Below are 13,501 nucleotides of genomic sequence, written 5' to 3' on the forward strand. Positions count from 1 at the left end.
CAAGTATCAAGAGGCGTGATATGACCCTCGCCTCTATCGCCCGAGACTATCTCGAAGCTCTCGGGCAGATAAATTTTGAGCAGAGTCGTGCTCAAAAATTCGCGTTTTCTCATACGAAATATCTGCCAAAAGATGCTGCCTGCATCAAGAAGGTAGACATTCAAAGGTGGCTAGCAGGACTTGAGGAAGGTCTAGCCCCGAGCACTATCAAACGCGTCGTGCTGTGCTGGCGCCGCGCCTGCGAGCAAGCAGTGGAAGCCGGAAAGCTTGCGAAAAATCCATTTTTGCGCGCGAAATACCCGAAGATCCCGCGCAGCAAAACAGATCCATTCTCGGTGGAAGAGGTAGATCTGATGCTTTCAAAGGCTAGCGGGCGGCTTGAGAGTTTTCTTGCTTTTGCGTTCTACACGGGCGCGCGATGCTGCGAAATTTTGGCTCTGTGCTGGGATGACATAGATACGGAAGCTATGAGCATATCGATCAGCAAGAGCCTCACGGACGGGCTTGTCAAACCTCGCACCAAAACAGGAGAGGATAGGATCGTGCCGATATTTGCGCCGCTTTTGCCATACATCGCCCAGCTTGAAAAGCATAGAGATAGCGAGTGGGTATTTTCGCGAAAGCAAGATCATCTTTTCGGTTCTACGGCGCTTTTTGGAAACGGCAGGTGGCGTAAATTTCTAGCTGAATGCGGTATCCCATACCGAAGTGCTAGACATACCCGCCATACATTCGCGACCCACATGGTAGAGCGCGCGGTAAAGGGCGAAATCCCTTTGAAGTGGGTATCTCAAATACTAGGTCATGCGAGCCTAGACATGACAATCAAGGTGTATGCGCGATTTCTACAAAACGAGCATATGAAAATCGACCGCTCAATCGCGCTTTATTGATTTTTTGTATCGTTTTTCACAGGCTTTGCGCCTATCCTCTCTCATTCTATGGTCCAAAATCCATTGCAAAGCTTCTTTTGGCGTGTTTAAGATTTTGCCGAGCTCTTTTTCAAATTTTGCAGTTCTACAAGTCCGCAAAGAGTTTATCACGGTTTCGTCCGTGAGCTTTGAGCCGAAAACCTCACGCAGCAGAAACGAAATCTCGGTCAAATAGTAGTCGTCCGGTCTGCTTTCCCAGCCTTTTGCTACATGATCTAGCACTGAAAAATATAGCTCCATCAGCTCTCCACAAATTCCCCGTCTATCTCGCCGCAAGAGATCAGCCTTTTTAGCATCTTAGCCTTGATTTTGTATTCGGGTGTGCGGTAGCCTTTGACGTCCTCGATGATGAGCCCGTCCGCTTCATAGACGAAATCCGCCACATACTCTATCGCCCTGATGGTTTTGCCGCGGTATCGGAATTTATCTTGCAGGGTAAATTTTACCTGCCGCCTAAGGTTTTTGATCTTGCCTGCTCTTTGTAACAGCTCTAGCTCCGCCGCCCGTTTTGCTTCTTTGGCGCTATCGTATATCGCGCCCCCGTAGGCGGTCTTTTTAGCCTTGTATTTGGAAACTCGCCCAATTCTCATCGGCTAACCTCTCGTATTTCTTTATGCTCTCGTGTTTGTGCGCGTGGCACCATTGATGGCAGGCTCTACATACTGCGATGATCTTTTTGTCGTCTTTGTCTGCGCCGTAGCGTCCAAATTTCACGTGATGAGCTTCGACGCTCGGAGCTTGGGCGCAAATTTGACACATAGGGTGTTCGTAGGCTAGAAAGTTTTTGAATTTTTCAAACTTCGCTTTGGATAGTCTCATCAATACCCTATCTCCACGTATTCGCCCTCGCCAGCAGAAACGGCGGCTTCTACCCGCAGGCAAAAGTAAAAATAATCCGAGTTTGAGCTTAGTCCCGCACCTTCGCAAAACTCTATCGCGTCCTGCTCGTTTGCAAATAGAGCCGTTAGCCAGCTAGCCTCTATCCGTCCCGCCTCTTTGAGCGCGTCAAATAAAAACCGCTCTTTGTATTTCAGCCGTCCGTTCGCGTCAAACCAATCGTCGCTATTTTCTATCTCGTCAAGCTCCAGCTTATACACCGCGTAATTCAAAATTTCGTTCATAATAACCCTCTTATAGTTTTTCTTAATCTTTTCTCGGCGATTTCGCAATATTTGCTCTCTATCTCGCAGCCGATGAAGTTTCTGTTTAACTCTTTGCAAGCCGCCGCAGTCGTGCCGCTACCCATAAAAGGGTCGAATATCAAATCCCCCTCGTTTGATGCGGTTAAAATCAGCTTTTCGATTATCTCCAGCGGTTTTTCAGTCGGATGTCCGTATTTACTCTTGCCGCAGTTGTGTGTAAAAAGCCTTGAAATGCCTTTGATTTTGACCCCTTTTTCCCTGATGTAGATTATGTTCTCAAGGTCGCTTTTAAAGGTATTGTTTGTAAATGGCGCAGCGTTGGGTTTATACCACGCGAGCTCGGCAATATTACAGTCCCTCTCATAGCCCCAATTCATTATGCGCGGCTTTTGTTTTGTAGAGCAGAATATGAAAATATTGATTTTCTTGCAGATGCGCGCGATCTGCTCTAGCGTAGCCTCCGCGTCGAAGCCCTGCGAAATTTTACTCAGCGCGCCGTTTTCATATACGGGGCGCTTACCTAGTCCTCCGCCTTTGGTGTGAATTTCATAAGGCGGGTCGGTTACGACCAAATCCACGCAGCTATCGGGCATAGAGCGCATAAACTCCAAGCAGTCGGTATTGTAAATTTTATTAAGCTTCATTTGACCTCACCTTCACTTTTTCCTCTAGCCTTATAAGGTTTTCGGAAGTTATCGGTTTTTTATTATTTTCTATTTTCGGCGCCTCTTTAAATCGCTCCGCCTTGTTGCGTTGGGCTATCTCGATATTTTGCGCCAAAAGCTCGCCTCTATACTCGCCGATAGCGTATTGCTCTTTTAGAAGCGCCGTTAAAAATACTACTTCGTCCGCCGCCGAAATCGCCTTTTTGGTGGTATCGCTGATAAACTCGCCGTATTCGTTCATCGATATGCTCGTGCAGGTGAACGGATACACGCCGCACGCTATGAGTTTTCGCTTGAAGTATTGCTCCAAGAAGCTTTTTAGCGTCGTAATATCCGAAAACGCGCATCCTCGCTTCAATAGCCGCATCGTAGTTTCTCGCTGGTATTCGTTTGCGGCGTTGATGATCGTTTGGATAGCGTTGTCGTATCTCGTCTTGAGGCTGAAAGCAAAATTTGCAAACTCGCCAAGGTCTTTATCCGCGATGTTTTTCAGCGCGCCCTCGGCTAGAAATTTCACCTGCATCGGCGTAGCTCTGCCCTGAAACAAAATCTCGTTTATGAATTTTTCTTTATAGCTCATCTATGATCCTTCATCTCAATTTGTCGGCTGCTCCGCAGTCTTTCGTCCTCTATGGCGATTTGCGTAGCTTTATCGTAGATTACGCTCATATCGCGGCTTAGGAAGTTGTTTTTTAGGATTGGATTATCGCTTGCAAACATCGGCACATCGGCATATTCGTCCTCTTGCCCGTCTGAATTGACCTTGCGCCGCAGAAACTGGCTTTCGTTCTTAGCCCAGTTCCTAACTGCAGCTTTCCAGTCTTTCATCGGAGCACGCCCTACTACCCAGCCTTTGGCCTCGTAGAAGTCAAAAAATGCCTCCGCGTCGATATTTTTGCCCGCTTCCTTGCAATACGCCCTTATCTGCTCGATCGTAGGTTTTTGAAATTTAGGAGAACGAGGCGCTTCGTTCCGTTCGTGTGCGGCGCTTGCGCTAACACATAAGGCTTGTAATTCATAAGGCTTGTAATTTTCTTGGCTTGTATTATTCATTCGCGCGCGACCTATATATGCGTCGGAGGAATTTTTTACGTCCGCAACGGAATTTTTTCCGTTCGCGTCTTTGTTTTTTCCATCGGCGGCTTTATTTTCGCCGTTTGCGCTCTGAAATTCGGCAATCCTTTCAAAAACTATGACGCGAATTTTTCTGTTTATGATAGCCGCGCCGAATTTTTCCTCCTCGGTTTCTATGTAGCCGTATTTTTTGAGCTTGGTTATGCCCGCGGAAATCGTATCTTTTGACTTGTTAAGCTTTTCGGCGAGGTATTGATTGCTCGCGTAACAATAGCCCTCTTTCGCGGATAGAGACGTGATGAGGAGCAATAGCCTCAGCTCGCTTTGGATCCGCTCGTCAAAAAGCCATTGATTGAAGCAGATAGCATATCCGCCGCTTAAATTTTCGCTCATATCCTCTCTCCTTTGAAGTATTCGACTATTTTTCCTGCAAGGGCTATCTGCCCCTTGCCCGTGATTTTGGTGGTGAATTTTTGATGCGTGCCGGCAGGTCCCGCGAATGTCTGCGTCGTGACCTCAAAATAGCCCCTGTCTACGTAGCGCTGCATTGGCACGTTGTGGCGCGCGCCTCCGCTGATGAGATAGCCGCTAGCACGTAGGAAGTCAAATAGTCTATTCTGCCCTATCGACACCCCCTCGCTGTCGCTTAACAGCTTGGCGTAATTTCCGATCAGAATGCTATCGACGCTAGCCTCAACCGATTTGGCGAAACTCACATATCCAGCATTCGCCGCCTTTTCGGCTTCTAGCTGCTTTCTTTTGGCGCGCTCCGTCTTGAGGTTTTGAGCTAGGGCTATGATAGTGTCCGGGTCGCTCAAAACTTCCTCGATCTTTGCAGGCGTTAGATACCCGCCGTGCTTGCGGATAGCAGGCAAAACCTCACCCGTAACCCAACGCCTAAATTCTTTTGCTTGCGGTTTTTCGCTCCATAAAATAGCGTTGTATAGCCCGCTTTCGCTTAGCAATACGGCATCATATCTGACGCCGTCGATACGCGGTAAATCCGAAATTTCGGGCATCCTACTCTTTAATAAATCTTTAAGATTTGTCTTTTCGTCATCATCTAGGCGCTCTAGCATTGCATAGGTGTTTGCATATCCTAAAAGCGAACTGATGTCGTTAGCCACAAAATAAGGCTCTCCATTTATTAGCCCGCCTCTAATCTCAAATTTTGAATTTTTAAAAATTTCTAGGTTCATTTGCGCCTCTTTTAAAATTTGACTTTCATTTAAATCCTCTGTAGAATTCCGCCGCCAAGCTAAGAAATTCATCACAAAGGATTTAAATGACGGACAAAGAGATAGTTTTAGAACTAACCAAACTCGCAATGCAAGCAGAAATGCTCCGATCAAGACCGGAGGATGCTCCTAAAATGGTGGCGGAGGCGTTTAATACTATCGCTGAAAGCATTGAAGACGCTATGAGCAAGCTTAACGATGCAGATATCCATCTAGCTCGAAATAAGAAATAATCATTTCTACCATCTTAGCTTGGTCTTTTCTGTCCGTGCATTTGTCTAGCTCCGCTACTATTTTTTTAAGCGATTTTAAAAAGCGCTTGTTTTCAGCCTTTTTCTCATAGGCGTTTAACGTCGTTTGCATTTTTTATCCTTTCTGCATCTAATTTGCGTATCGATGTCCTCTTCCTCATCTTTATACTCTTCCGTAATGAAACCGATCGCGCTTGCGCCTCCGCCTAGCTTATCAACCTCCTCGCGAAGCTTCTTTATCGCGCGCTTTAGCTTCTTAATCTCGCGTTTCGCTTTCATCTCTAGCCCTCCAAATTGCTACGCAAAGCGCGATTATTCCGCCGACGGCAAAAGCAAGGTCTGCGGTCATTTTTCGTTCGCTACGCTTTCTACGAGCTTCGCGAGCGCTTGAGTTTCTAGCCCGCGCTCAATCAAAACCGCCATAAAATCTATGCAAAACCTCACCACCTCGCTATCGTTTTTAAACCCTTTTTTGTTTTGGATTTTGACGATGGCGGCGATGTTTTGGTTCGAGAGCTTGAAAGCCTTGCTATTGTCATACTTCGGCGCTACCATTCTTAGCCTTTCGTAATATTTTCAGAGAGCCGAATTTTTGGCTATTCTTTCGCATAAAAGAGCTAAAAAGCTTCGGGTCATCCCACATTTGAGTAGGAAAGCCCCAGTGTTTTTGCATCGCGTTTGCGTGTTTGACTTTCGGCGTATTGATTTGTAAAAACCATAACGAAACCGCCCCCTGCGTGACGCCAAGCTTTTTTGCTATTTGTGATTGTGTGATTTTTATCTGTTCCATAAGCGCTATATTATCATCGATAATATAAAAATCTGCTTAATGATATTATCTTTGATAATTTTAAAATTGCTAAAATTCAATAGAAGGATTTTTAATGGATATTCATCAAAAGATTAGAGCTTTCAGACAGGAAGCGGGGCTAACACAGGTGCAGTTTGCCGAGAAGCTAGGTATAACGCAAGGGCTTGTGGCGCACTATGAAACGCAGCCGGGCGAAATCGGCAAAAACGGCAAAGAGAAAAAATCGTCAAAGCCTGAGCTTGAAAAGTTGCCGCTAATAGCGGAAATATTGGGAAAAAACGTAATAGATTTATTCGATGACGAGGAGACGTCAAAGAGGCAGATCGTCAAAAAAGAGCTGAAAAATAATTTTGAAAAATACGCCCATCTAATACCTGCCGAGTATGGTCTTAAAAACGTAGTATTTCTCTCAAAATCGGATATGCTTATCGGCGCGGGCAGCGAGGGCGCGTATGATTTGGATCTGTTTAATAAAGAAACTAAAATCGCCGTGGATCGCTCTTTCATTAAAGGGCTTGACCCCAAGAATTTAAAGCTTTTTGAGGTGGTAGGCGATAGCATGCAGCCCGAATATGACGAGGGGGATTTGGCGATTGTAGATATGGTAAATTTTAGGGGCGATTTTATTAAGATCGGCGGAATTTATGTCGTGCGCGTGGGCGACGTAGTTTACGTAAAAAGGGTCGAGTTTTTGCCAAAAGGCGCTATTAAGCTCATTAGCCTAAACTCCAAATACGGCGATCTATACCCGCATAAAGAGGGCTACGAATACGAAATCCTAGGAAAGGTCTGCGGCAAGATCAAGCTAGAAATTCAAAAAGGGCTGACGTTTAGCGATAGCGGGATAAAATAATTTAAAGCCCCTGTATTTGATGAAATCTGCCTTGCTGCTGCAGCCATAGCCGATCGCGCATCTTTTGGTTTTCTATTTCCAGCGCGTTCGCAGCATCTTGCGCGGCGGCTGCGTTGTTATAAAAAGCGTTTTGCCAAGCCATCCCCGCATCCTGCCAATCATAGCTTCCTTGGCTTGAGCCGGCAAGGGCGATTGCTTCTTGCGGCGTTAGAGGCTTGGCACAGCCCGCCAGATACTTCGCGAAATAATCCTTAAGCAGGTAATCGCTTCCCGCCTGCTTTAATCTGTCAAAATCATACTTCGATACCCAAAAGGCGTCGCCCTCGGTGCAGAAATAAATTCCGATATTTTTTAGATATTTTTCCATATCGCGAGTGACTGGGTAGCCTACCGATTCGACCGGAACATAATAGGCTTCGCCGCCCATAAAAGCAACGTCACGCTCGGCAGGATTAAAAACACAGCCCGAAAATAGCACGGCTGCGCAGATTAGCATCAAATTTCTCATAAATTTTTACCATTTCGGCTTTTTCGTGCCTCTTTTGCCGGTGTATGGATTACTTCTGCCCTTGCTCGACCAGTTGTCGCGCTGCGTGCGGTTTTTATTTGAGCGGTAATGAGGCTTTACGTATTTGCCCTTTTTGGTGACATATCCGCCCACTCTCTGCGCGCTAAAAGACACCGACGGCGTGAGCAAGAAAGCCGCTAAAATTAAAGCGAGTAGTTTTTTCATTTTATGATCCTTTATTGAAATTGTTTCAGATCTGCTAAATCAAAGCGGGTTAGCCGCCTTTCTAGAGGATAAAGAAAATATCTAACGGCAAGAATATCCCCGTCTCGAAGTTGTTTTTGCTGCGATTTGGAAAGACGAATTGTGGCTACTTGAAAAGATGCCGCTAGGATAGCTGTGTTGGTAAACATAGTATTTTTATCAACTCTCATTTCTAGCTTCTGAGTTGGAACGCCACCATTGCTATCCTCCATCCAAAACTGCTCTGGCTCCTTTAACACAATCCCGATTATGCCCCCATAACTTACCTTCCCGTTTTTGCTTTCAAGATACAAGGACACATCCTTTTCTTTACATACAAAATAAAGGGTTGTTTTATCGGTCATCTCGTCGGTAACGTAAAATTTTTCACAAAACGCAGATAGAGATGAGGACAATACCAGAATAAACAATAAAACTTTTTTCATCGCTTATCGGCTTTCTCATAAATTTAAATAATTTGCCCTCTATTTAGGAGGGCAAAACCTATTTCTTCTTTTTAGGCGTAGGTTTTGTTTGCGAAAGTGCGCTTCCTGCGACGGATTTGCTTTTCTCGCTATACCTATCGTCCTTTAAAATTTCGGATGCCTCTGACGCAACCTTTTTGGACGTTTGTTTCTTATTTGTCGCCATTTCAACCTCCTTTCATTAAGATAATCAAGACTTTTCTCGATTGCCGAATTATACTACTAAAAATATTATCAATAATAATAAAATTTAAGCATCGTTTAATATTACTTTTGATAATATTCTCCCATCAAAACCAAGGTGACCCACACCTAGCCCGCGTCGGGTAGAAGCTACGGGAAGCGTCCGTATGGATACGACAATCCATACCCGAGTAATCAGCCCCGATAGCGACAAGTTCGGGGGCAGAAAAATCCTTGTCAAATTTTTTATGGCGGACGTGCCAAGCGGCGCGCTAAATTGCAACAACGGCTTTTATATCGGCTAAACCGAGCGTTCGCCACCATAAAGGTTTCGTAGGCTAATGCCGTTGATGAGTAAAAGGCAGAGATTGCCGTCAAACCGGCTTGACATCTCCCGCATTTGGGGGCTGTCATAGTTTAAGTAAAACACTGACTTTCCTTTTTTATTTTATGGCGGACGTATGTTAAGCGGCAAAAACTCTTGGGTGCCCGTAAAACGAGATTTTGGAACGCAGGTTCGACTCCTGCCGTCCGCCGCCATATCCATAAATGAGCCTCCACTCGCCTTGCTCCTTAGGCGTGATCCACGCACAAATGAAATTTTGTTTTGGAGGCTCTTTTATGGATATTTTTTAAGGAGAAAAGAAATGAAAAAGTTGTTTTTTATCGCAAATCATCCAGCCCCAAAAGAGCTAGAGGCAGAATACGAAGTTGTCGCTCTTAGCGACGAGCAAAAGAGGATATGGGCCTCTATCCCTAAAACAGAGATTTCCACCCATATAGCGGGCATCTTAAAAGTCGCGCGCGATTTTGATGCCGTTGTAGTAGTCGGCGAACCTAGAGCTTGCCATATTGTAGTTTCAGCGGTTGGAAAGGATAGATGCTTTTCTACCTATTCAATCCGCCAAAGTGTAGATGAGCCGCAACCCGATGGCTCTGTAATCAAAAAAGCCGTATTTAAATTTGACGGCTTAGTCCGTTATGAATAAAGGAGAAACAAATGAGAACAAATTTATCAAAAAGTGGTCTACCAACTTTAGGTGTAGGTGGAGGCGCTGCATCAAACACAGCAGAATTCCGAGTAATACTAAATGGTGAGAAAAGGCTCAAAAAGCCGATATTTATTGCCCGCCACGGGCAGCTATCGTGCAGCAGCACTCAAGCAATTATCGCCCTACAAAAGGGCGACTACATCGTTGATGTTCGTTTTAAGCGCGATGCCTCTCGCGAGGCTTGGGAGTGCGGCGAAATTAGGATATCGGCGAAGCGCGTTATCGCAGTCGCCAAAGGCGTTGACGAAATAGAGGTGGAGCCTGCCGTCATCAGCTACGACGACATCCCAGAAAAATGCTGGGAAGGCGGAAATGTCTACCACAACCGCGATGGTGAGTATTTCGCGGAGGTAGAACGATGAAAAATCAAGAGCTTGAAACTGCTGCGGCAGAGATCGCAGGCAGCGTTTCGGATTATCTGCGCTCCGTAGCGGAGCATCTATGTGTAATTTCGCAGATGAGCGGAATAAACATAAGTGATCTACTAATAAACCTCGCGCTACTGGCAAGAGCTGCGGAGCGAAAAAAGGAGAGCGAAAATGCTGCGGCTTCTGAAAAGGCTATTTAAGAGGCGCACAAAATTTACGATCTCAAATCTTAGATTTGGGATATTGAAAGGATAGACAAATGGGTTTAAAAGACTTTAGAAAGGCATTTAGAGCTTACCGGACTAGGGTAGGTATAGATAAACACACGAAATTTAGCAGCTTTGCTAAATTTGTGAATGCTCGAAAAAAGGAGATGAAATGAGCGAAACAATGGAACTAATCGTATCATACGAGGCAAAAACGGCAGATAGCCAAATTCTAACTACGAATTTTGAGGAGATCAAAGCGGGCGTGGCAATGCAGGTGGAAAAATACTCGATCGAGGTAACCGACGAGAATATCCCCGAAGCTAAAAAGGTGATGGCGAATTTTAACAAGGTCAAAACCGCAATCGGCGATCGCTATAAGTTTTTCATTGACAAGCTTTCGACGCCTATCAATCAGCTAAAGAACGAGAAAAAAGAGATCGAAGCCATCATCACCGACGGACGCCAAAAGATAGCTGACGGCGTGGCGGCTTTTGAAAACGCCAAGCTAGAGCAGATTGCGGAGCGCATAAACGAATACGCAAGGAGCCTCTGCGATGAAAAAGGGCTAAATTGCGAGCGCATCAACACCGCCGATCTAATCAAATTAAGCGCGGTAACTACTGCGGGCTCTCTTGCCAAGCCTACGAAAGAAGCTATCGAGGGCAAAATTGCCGCTTTAGAAAACGAAATTTTACAAGCAAAGCTAGCCGAGCAAGAAAAGCAAAGGCGCGATGCGGAGATAGCAGAGCGCGCAAGAAAAGAAGCGGAGGAGAGGGCCGCACGCGAAAAAGCGGAAATGGAAGCGCGAGCAAAAGCTAGAGAGGCTGAAATTTTGGCGCGAGCCGAGAGGGAGAAAGCCGAAGCCGCACAAAGAGCCGAAAGAGAGAAGCAAGAGGCGGTCGAGCAAGCCGCGCGCGAAGCGGCAGAGCGCGCAAAAACGGAGGCAAATAAGCAAGCTTTTTACGAGGCGCAGCGCGAAGTCTTACAAAAGCCGCGCGACGCAGGAGACGGCAAGGTTATCTATACGATCCGCGCCGAGTTTGAGGTAAAGGCCATCGCAAACGCTTCGCACGAAAAACTAGCAGCAAAAATCAAAGAGATGTTAGCTGCGGCGGGCATAACAAACCTAAGCAAAATCGAGGTGTTAAATGCTTGAGATTGATTTAGGCGAACAGGGGGTTAAGCATCCCCTAGGTACGATGATAAAAGGCTTGCCCATCAAAGACTACCACGCGCGAGTTGAAATCTCTAAAAGCGATTTGGATCTCTTGGCGAAAAGCCCCTATCACTTCAAATTTAAAGACGAGTTTGAAAAGCCTGATAGCAAGGCTCTAACCTTGGGCTCGGCAGTGCATAAGCTGGTGCTGGAGCCTGCGGATTTTTTTAAAGAGTTCGCCACCGAACCCAAAGCCGATAAACGCACCAAAGAGGGCAAAGAACTCTACGCGGAGTTTTTAAAAGGCGCGGAGGGTAAGATCGTCCTAGACGCCGAAGCTTATGAAAAAGCGACCGCTATTGCTAACGCAGTCAATTCTATGAGAGAGACGGCGCTTTTTTTAAAAGACGGGCTAGCGGAGCAGAGCTATTTTGCGGAGATTTCGGGGGTGCCCGTGAAGTGTCGCCCCGATTTTCTAAACGAAGCACTAAGCCTTTGCGTAGATTTGAAAACGACCTCCGACGCTAGCGCGGACGGATTTGCAAAATCGGTAGCAAATTTTAATTACCACATCCAAGCGGCGTTTTATACCGACATCTTGCGCCTATGCGGCAAGCGCGTGGATAATTTCCTGTTTATCGCGGTCGAAACCAAAAAGCCCTATATGACGGGCTTTTATGCGCTAGACGAGGCGGCGATAGAGCAGGGGCGCAAGACATATCTAGCCCTGCTTGAGCGCTATAAACTATGCATGGAACGTAACGAGTGGTGGGGATATGCCAAGTTTGAACCCGAGAGTAAAGAGATAGAGGCGGTGCAGACGCTAAGCCTGCCTGCGTGGAAATTTTATGAAAGTATAGCGTAAGGATAAAAAATGAACCAACTTCAAATTAGAGAACAAGACGCGCGCGAGCTAGTAAGAGCTAAGATGGATGTCATAAAGACGATCACGGGCGGCGATAAAGCCAAGATGAGCGCATTTGCGGCAAGCCTCACGGCGATGGCGAGTGATCCCGCTTTAAGTATTTGCTCGGTGCAAAGCGTTATCGGCGCGGGGCTTGAAATCGTACGATTAGGGCTCAATCCGAATAAGACTTTCGGTCAGGCCTATGTAGTGCCGTTTAAAAACAAGGCACAGCTTCAGATAGGCTATAAGGGCTGGCTAAGTCTAGCATATCGCAACGGCTGGATATTTAGGGCGCTCGCGGCTTACAAATGCGACGAGTTTGAGATAAATTTCGCAGGGATTAAGGACGACATAGAATTTAGCCCCAATTACGACGAGCGCGACGAAACAAATTCCTTATGGGTATTTAATAATCTGCGCGGCGTGATCGTCTATGTCAAAGACGCGGGCGGCAATGAATTTAGCGAATTTGTGCCTTTTAAAAAACTCGAGCAGCTGCGCCTAAAAAGCCAGAACCAAAAAGACAAAGAGGCGCTAACCAATATTTGGGGCGAATGGGCGGAGGAGATGTATAAGGCTAAGGCTATCAAATATGTAGCTACTCGCCTACCGATAACCGAGCAGATACAAGAAGCTATCAACGCAGAGAATGAAGCATATAAAGAGCAGCCGAAGCTAGAGCCGCAGCCGCAAAATTTAAATGAATTTCTAGCCAAAGCCGCGCAGAAAAAGGCAGAGCCTGTAGAGGAGATCATCGAAGCCGCGCCGCTAGAGATAGACGTAAGCGAGGAAGTGCTACCGCTTGACGCTCTGCAAAGCGAGCTAGTAGCAAGAGGCGTGGACGAAATCGAAGCGGAAAAGCGGATGGAAAGGCTCAGCCCTGATGAGGCAAGGGCATATCTATCCGATCCGAATTCGATTGACGCATTAGCAGAGGAGCTAAGAAATGAATAAGGTCGTTTTAATCGGAAATTTAACCCGCGATATCGAGCTAAGATACACGCAGAGCGGCTACTGCGTCGGAAACGCGGGTATCGCCGTAACGAGAAAATTTAAGAACGCGCAGGGGGAGACGGCAGAGGATACCTGCTTTATCGACCTGAAGTTTTTCGGTCGCACGGCGGAGGTTGCGAACCAATACCTACGCAAAGGCTCAAAGCTCGCCGTTGAGGGGCGGCTCAAGTTGGAGCAGTGGCAGGATCAAAACGGACAGAACCGCAGTAAACACGTAGTAGAGGTAGAGAGCCTAGAGATGCTAGGCAGCAATCAAAACTCGGGCAATTATCAGAATTCGGGATGCGGTGCGCAGAATTCCAACGGCGGCAGCACGCAAAACTACGCTCAAAGCAGCGCAACTCAAAGCAGAGCGGGAAAGCCTGCCGCCGATAAATACGATGACGGCAACGACACGATCCCGTTTTAAG

The 13,501-nt window shown here is 46.4% G+C and carries 26 protein-coding genes and 1 tRNA gene; 12 read left to right on the forward strand and 15 right to left on the reverse strand.

Annotated features, from left to right (window positions below; translation table 11 throughout):
* Positions 1-20: 20 nt before the first annotated feature.
* Positions 21-893, forward strand: a complete 873-nt coding sequence (locus CGRAC_RS01095) for a tyrosine-type recombinase/integrase (protein WP_005869976.1) — start codon at positions 21-23, stop codon at positions 891-893.
* Here CGRAC_RS01095 and CGRAC_RS01100 read toward each other — a convergent pair.
* Genes CGRAC_RS01100 through CGRAC_RS01135 form a run of 8 tightly spaced genes read right to left on the reverse strand, consistent with a single transcriptional unit; the run spans position 876 to position 5,012 of the window.
* Positions 876-1,172, reverse strand: coding sequence for a hypothetical protein (locus tag CGRAC_RS01100; protein ID WP_005869978.1), 297 nt, complete (start codon positions 1,170-1,172; stop codon positions 876-878). The two genes, CGRAC_RS01095 and CGRAC_RS01100, sit on opposite strands and share 18 nt — an antisense overlap.
* The gene (locus CGRAC_RS01105) at positions 1,172-1,522 is read right to left on the reverse strand and encodes a DUF1064 domain-containing protein (protein ID WP_005869980.1); all 351 of its coding nucleotides are present in this window, start codon (positions 1,520-1,522) and stop codon (positions 1,172-1,174) included. Before CGRAC_RS01105 ends, CGRAC_RS01100 begins: the two co-directional genes overlap by 1 nt.
* Positions 1,488-1,751, reverse strand: coding sequence for a hypothetical protein (locus tag CGRAC_RS01110; protein ID WP_040303535.1), 264 nt, complete (start codon positions 1,749-1,751; stop codon positions 1,488-1,490). The genes CGRAC_RS01105 and CGRAC_RS01110 overlap by 35 nt, the downstream gene beginning before the upstream one ends.
* Entirely contained in the window at positions 1,751-2,053 is a 303-nt protein-coding gene (locus CGRAC_RS01115; RefSeq protein ID WP_005869984.1) for a hypothetical protein, read from the reverse strand. Before CGRAC_RS01115 ends, CGRAC_RS01110 begins: the two co-directional genes overlap by 1 nt.
* The gene (locus CGRAC_RS01120) at positions 2,050-2,718 is read right to left on the reverse strand and encodes a DNA-methyltransferase (RefSeq protein ID WP_005869986.1); all 669 of its coding nucleotides are present in this window, start codon (positions 2,716-2,718) and stop codon (positions 2,050-2,052) included. Before CGRAC_RS01120 ends, CGRAC_RS01115 begins: the two co-directional genes overlap by 4 nt.
* Complete coding sequence (locus tag CGRAC_RS01125; protein WP_005869988.1) at positions 2,708-3,319, reverse strand: hypothetical protein; 612 nt, start codon at positions 3,317-3,319, stop codon at positions 2,708-2,710. The genes CGRAC_RS01120 and CGRAC_RS01125 overlap by 11 nt, the downstream gene beginning before the upstream one ends.
* A complete protein-coding gene (locus CGRAC_RS01130; RefSeq protein WP_005869990.1) occupies positions 3,316-4,206 on the reverse strand; it encodes a helix-turn-helix domain-containing protein in 891 nt (296 codons plus the stop codon). The genes CGRAC_RS01125 and CGRAC_RS01130 overlap by 4 nt, the downstream gene beginning before the upstream one ends.
* Complete coding sequence (locus CGRAC_RS01135) at positions 4,203-5,012, reverse strand: phage antirepressor KilAC domain-containing protein (RefSeq protein ID WP_040303539.1); 810 nt, start codon at positions 5,010-5,012, stop codon at positions 4,203-4,205. The genes CGRAC_RS01130 and CGRAC_RS01135 overlap by 4 nt, the downstream gene beginning before the upstream one ends.
* Positions 5,013-5,098: 86 nt before the next feature.
* On the opposite strand from CGRAC_RS01135, the gene CGRAC_RS01140 reads away from it, so the two are divergent.
* The gene (locus tag CGRAC_RS01140; RefSeq protein WP_005869994.1) at positions 5,099-5,284 is read left to right on the forward strand and encodes a hypothetical protein; all 186 of its coding nucleotides are present in this window, start codon (positions 5,099-5,101) and stop codon (positions 5,282-5,284) included.
* A gap of 114 nt (positions 5,285-5,398) precedes the next feature.
* Here CGRAC_RS01140 and CGRAC_RS01145 read toward each other — a convergent pair whose 3' ends face one another.
* The 3 genes from CGRAC_RS01145 to CGRAC_RS01155 all read right to left on the reverse strand — a co-directional run bounded on the left by CGRAC_RS01145 (position 5,399) and on the right by CGRAC_RS01155 (position 6,092).
* The gene (locus tag CGRAC_RS01145; RefSeq protein WP_005869999.1) at positions 5,399-5,581 is read right to left on the reverse strand and encodes a LapA family protein; all 183 of its coding nucleotides are present in this window, start codon (positions 5,579-5,581) and stop codon (positions 5,399-5,401) included.
* 66 nt (positions 5,582-5,647) lie between these two features.
* Positions 5,648-5,857: a hypothetical protein gene (locus tag CGRAC_RS01150; RefSeq protein ID WP_005870001.1), complete on the reverse strand. Its 210-nt coding sequence runs from the start codon at positions 5,855-5,857 to the stop codon at positions 5,648-5,650.
* Positions 5,838-6,092: a helix-turn-helix domain-containing protein gene (locus CGRAC_RS01155; RefSeq protein WP_005870002.1), complete on the reverse strand. Its 255-nt coding sequence runs from the start codon at positions 6,090-6,092 to the stop codon at positions 5,838-5,840. The genes CGRAC_RS01150 and CGRAC_RS01155 overlap by 20 nt, the downstream gene beginning before the upstream one ends.
* Positions 6,093-6,186: 94 nt before the next feature.
* Here CGRAC_RS01155 and CGRAC_RS01160 point away from each other — a divergent pair, with 94 nt between their 5' ends.
* On the forward strand, positions 6,187-6,966 hold the full coding sequence (locus CGRAC_RS01160) for an XRE family transcriptional regulator (protein WP_005870003.1): 780 nt from the start codon (positions 6,187-6,189) through the stop codon (positions 6,964-6,966).
* 1 nt (position 6,967) lies between these two features.
* On the opposite strand, the gene CGRAC_RS01165 is transcribed toward CGRAC_RS01160, so the two are convergent.
* Genes CGRAC_RS01165 through CGRAC_RS12150 form a run of 4 tightly spaced genes read right to left on the reverse strand, consistent with a single transcriptional unit; the run spans position 6,968 to position 8,368 of the window.
* Positions 6,968-7,474 carry a hypothetical protein gene (locus tag CGRAC_RS01165; protein WP_005870004.1) on the reverse strand — a complete coding sequence of 169 codons (507 nt, stop codon included), beginning with the start codon at positions 7,472-7,474 and terminating at the stop codon, positions 6,968-6,970.
* A gap of 6 nt (positions 7,475-7,480) precedes the next feature.
* On the reverse strand, positions 7,481-7,699 hold the full coding sequence (locus CGRAC_RS01170; RefSeq protein WP_005870005.1) for a hypothetical protein: 219 nt from the start codon (positions 7,697-7,699) through the stop codon (positions 7,481-7,483).
* An 11-nt stretch (positions 7,700-7,710) separates the two neighbouring features.
* Positions 7,711-8,163 (reverse strand): hypothetical protein, encoded by a 453-nt coding sequence (locus tag CGRAC_RS01175; RefSeq protein ID WP_005870006.1) that lies wholly within the window; start codon positions 8,161-8,163, stop codon positions 7,711-7,713.
* Positions 8,164-8,221: 58 nt separating this feature from the next.
* Complete coding sequence (locus CGRAC_RS12150) at positions 8,222-8,368, reverse strand: hypothetical protein (protein ID WP_005870007.1); 147 nt, start codon at positions 8,366-8,368, stop codon at positions 8,222-8,224.
* 184 nt (positions 8,369-8,552) lie between these two features.
* Here CGRAC_RS12150 and CGRAC_RS11670 point away from each other — a divergent pair, with 184 nt between their 5' ends.
* The 9 genes from CGRAC_RS11670 to ssb all read left to right on the forward strand — a co-directional run bounded on the left by CGRAC_RS11670 (position 8,553) and on the right by ssb (position 13,500).
* On the forward strand, positions 8,553-8,690 hold the full coding sequence (locus CGRAC_RS11670; RefSeq protein WP_005870009.1) for a hypothetical protein: 138 nt from the start codon (positions 8,553-8,555) through the stop codon (positions 8,688-8,690).
* Positions 8,691-8,838: 148 nt separating this feature from the next.
* Positions 8,839-8,921: transfer RNA gene (locus tag CGRAC_RS11675), tRNA-OTHER, on the forward strand.
* A 111-nt stretch (positions 8,922-9,032) separates the two neighbouring features.
* Positions 9,033-9,374, forward strand: coding sequence for a hypothetical protein (locus tag CGRAC_RS01180; protein ID WP_040303546.1), 342 nt, complete (start codon positions 9,033-9,035; stop codon positions 9,372-9,374).
* A gap of 11 nt (positions 9,375-9,385) precedes the next feature.
* Entirely contained in the window at positions 9,386-9,799 is a 414-nt protein-coding gene (locus CGRAC_RS01185; protein ID WP_005870015.1) for a hypothetical protein, read from the forward strand.
* Positions 9,796-10,005: a hypothetical protein gene (locus tag CGRAC_RS01190; protein WP_005870017.1), complete on the forward strand. Its 210-nt coding sequence runs from the start codon at positions 9,796-9,798 to the stop codon at positions 10,003-10,005. The genes CGRAC_RS01185 and CGRAC_RS01190 overlap by 4 nt, the downstream gene beginning before the upstream one ends.
* A 178-nt stretch (positions 10,006-10,183) precedes the next feature.
* Positions 10,184-11,170, forward strand: coding sequence for a DUF1351 domain-containing protein (locus CGRAC_RS01195; RefSeq protein ID WP_005870022.1), 987 nt, complete (start codon positions 10,184-10,186; stop codon positions 11,168-11,170).
* The gene (locus CGRAC_RS01200) at positions 11,163-12,035 is read left to right on the forward strand and encodes a PD-(D/E)XK nuclease-like domain-containing protein (RefSeq protein ID WP_005870024.1); all 873 of its coding nucleotides are present in this window, start codon (positions 11,163-11,165) and stop codon (positions 12,033-12,035) included. Before CGRAC_RS01195 ends, CGRAC_RS01200 begins: the two co-directional genes overlap by 8 nt.
* Positions 12,036-12,044: 9 nt before the next feature.
* Positions 12,045-13,031 carry a recombinase RecT gene (locus CGRAC_RS01205; protein WP_005870026.1) on the forward strand — a complete coding sequence of 329 codons (987 nt, stop codon included), beginning with the start codon at positions 12,045-12,047 and terminating at the stop codon, positions 13,029-13,031.
* On the forward strand, positions 13,024-13,500 hold the full coding sequence (ssb, locus tag CGRAC_RS01210) for a single-stranded DNA-binding protein (RefSeq protein WP_005870029.1): 477 nt from the start codon (positions 13,024-13,026) through the stop codon (positions 13,498-13,500). The genes CGRAC_RS01205 and ssb overlap by 8 nt, the downstream gene beginning before the upstream one ends.
* Position 13,501: the final 1 nt, after the last annotated feature.

It is taken from the genome of Campylobacter gracilis, from assembly GCF_001190745.1.
GTDB lineage: Bacteria > Campylobacterota > Campylobacteria > Campylobacterales > Campylobacteraceae > Campylobacter_B > Campylobacter_B gracilis.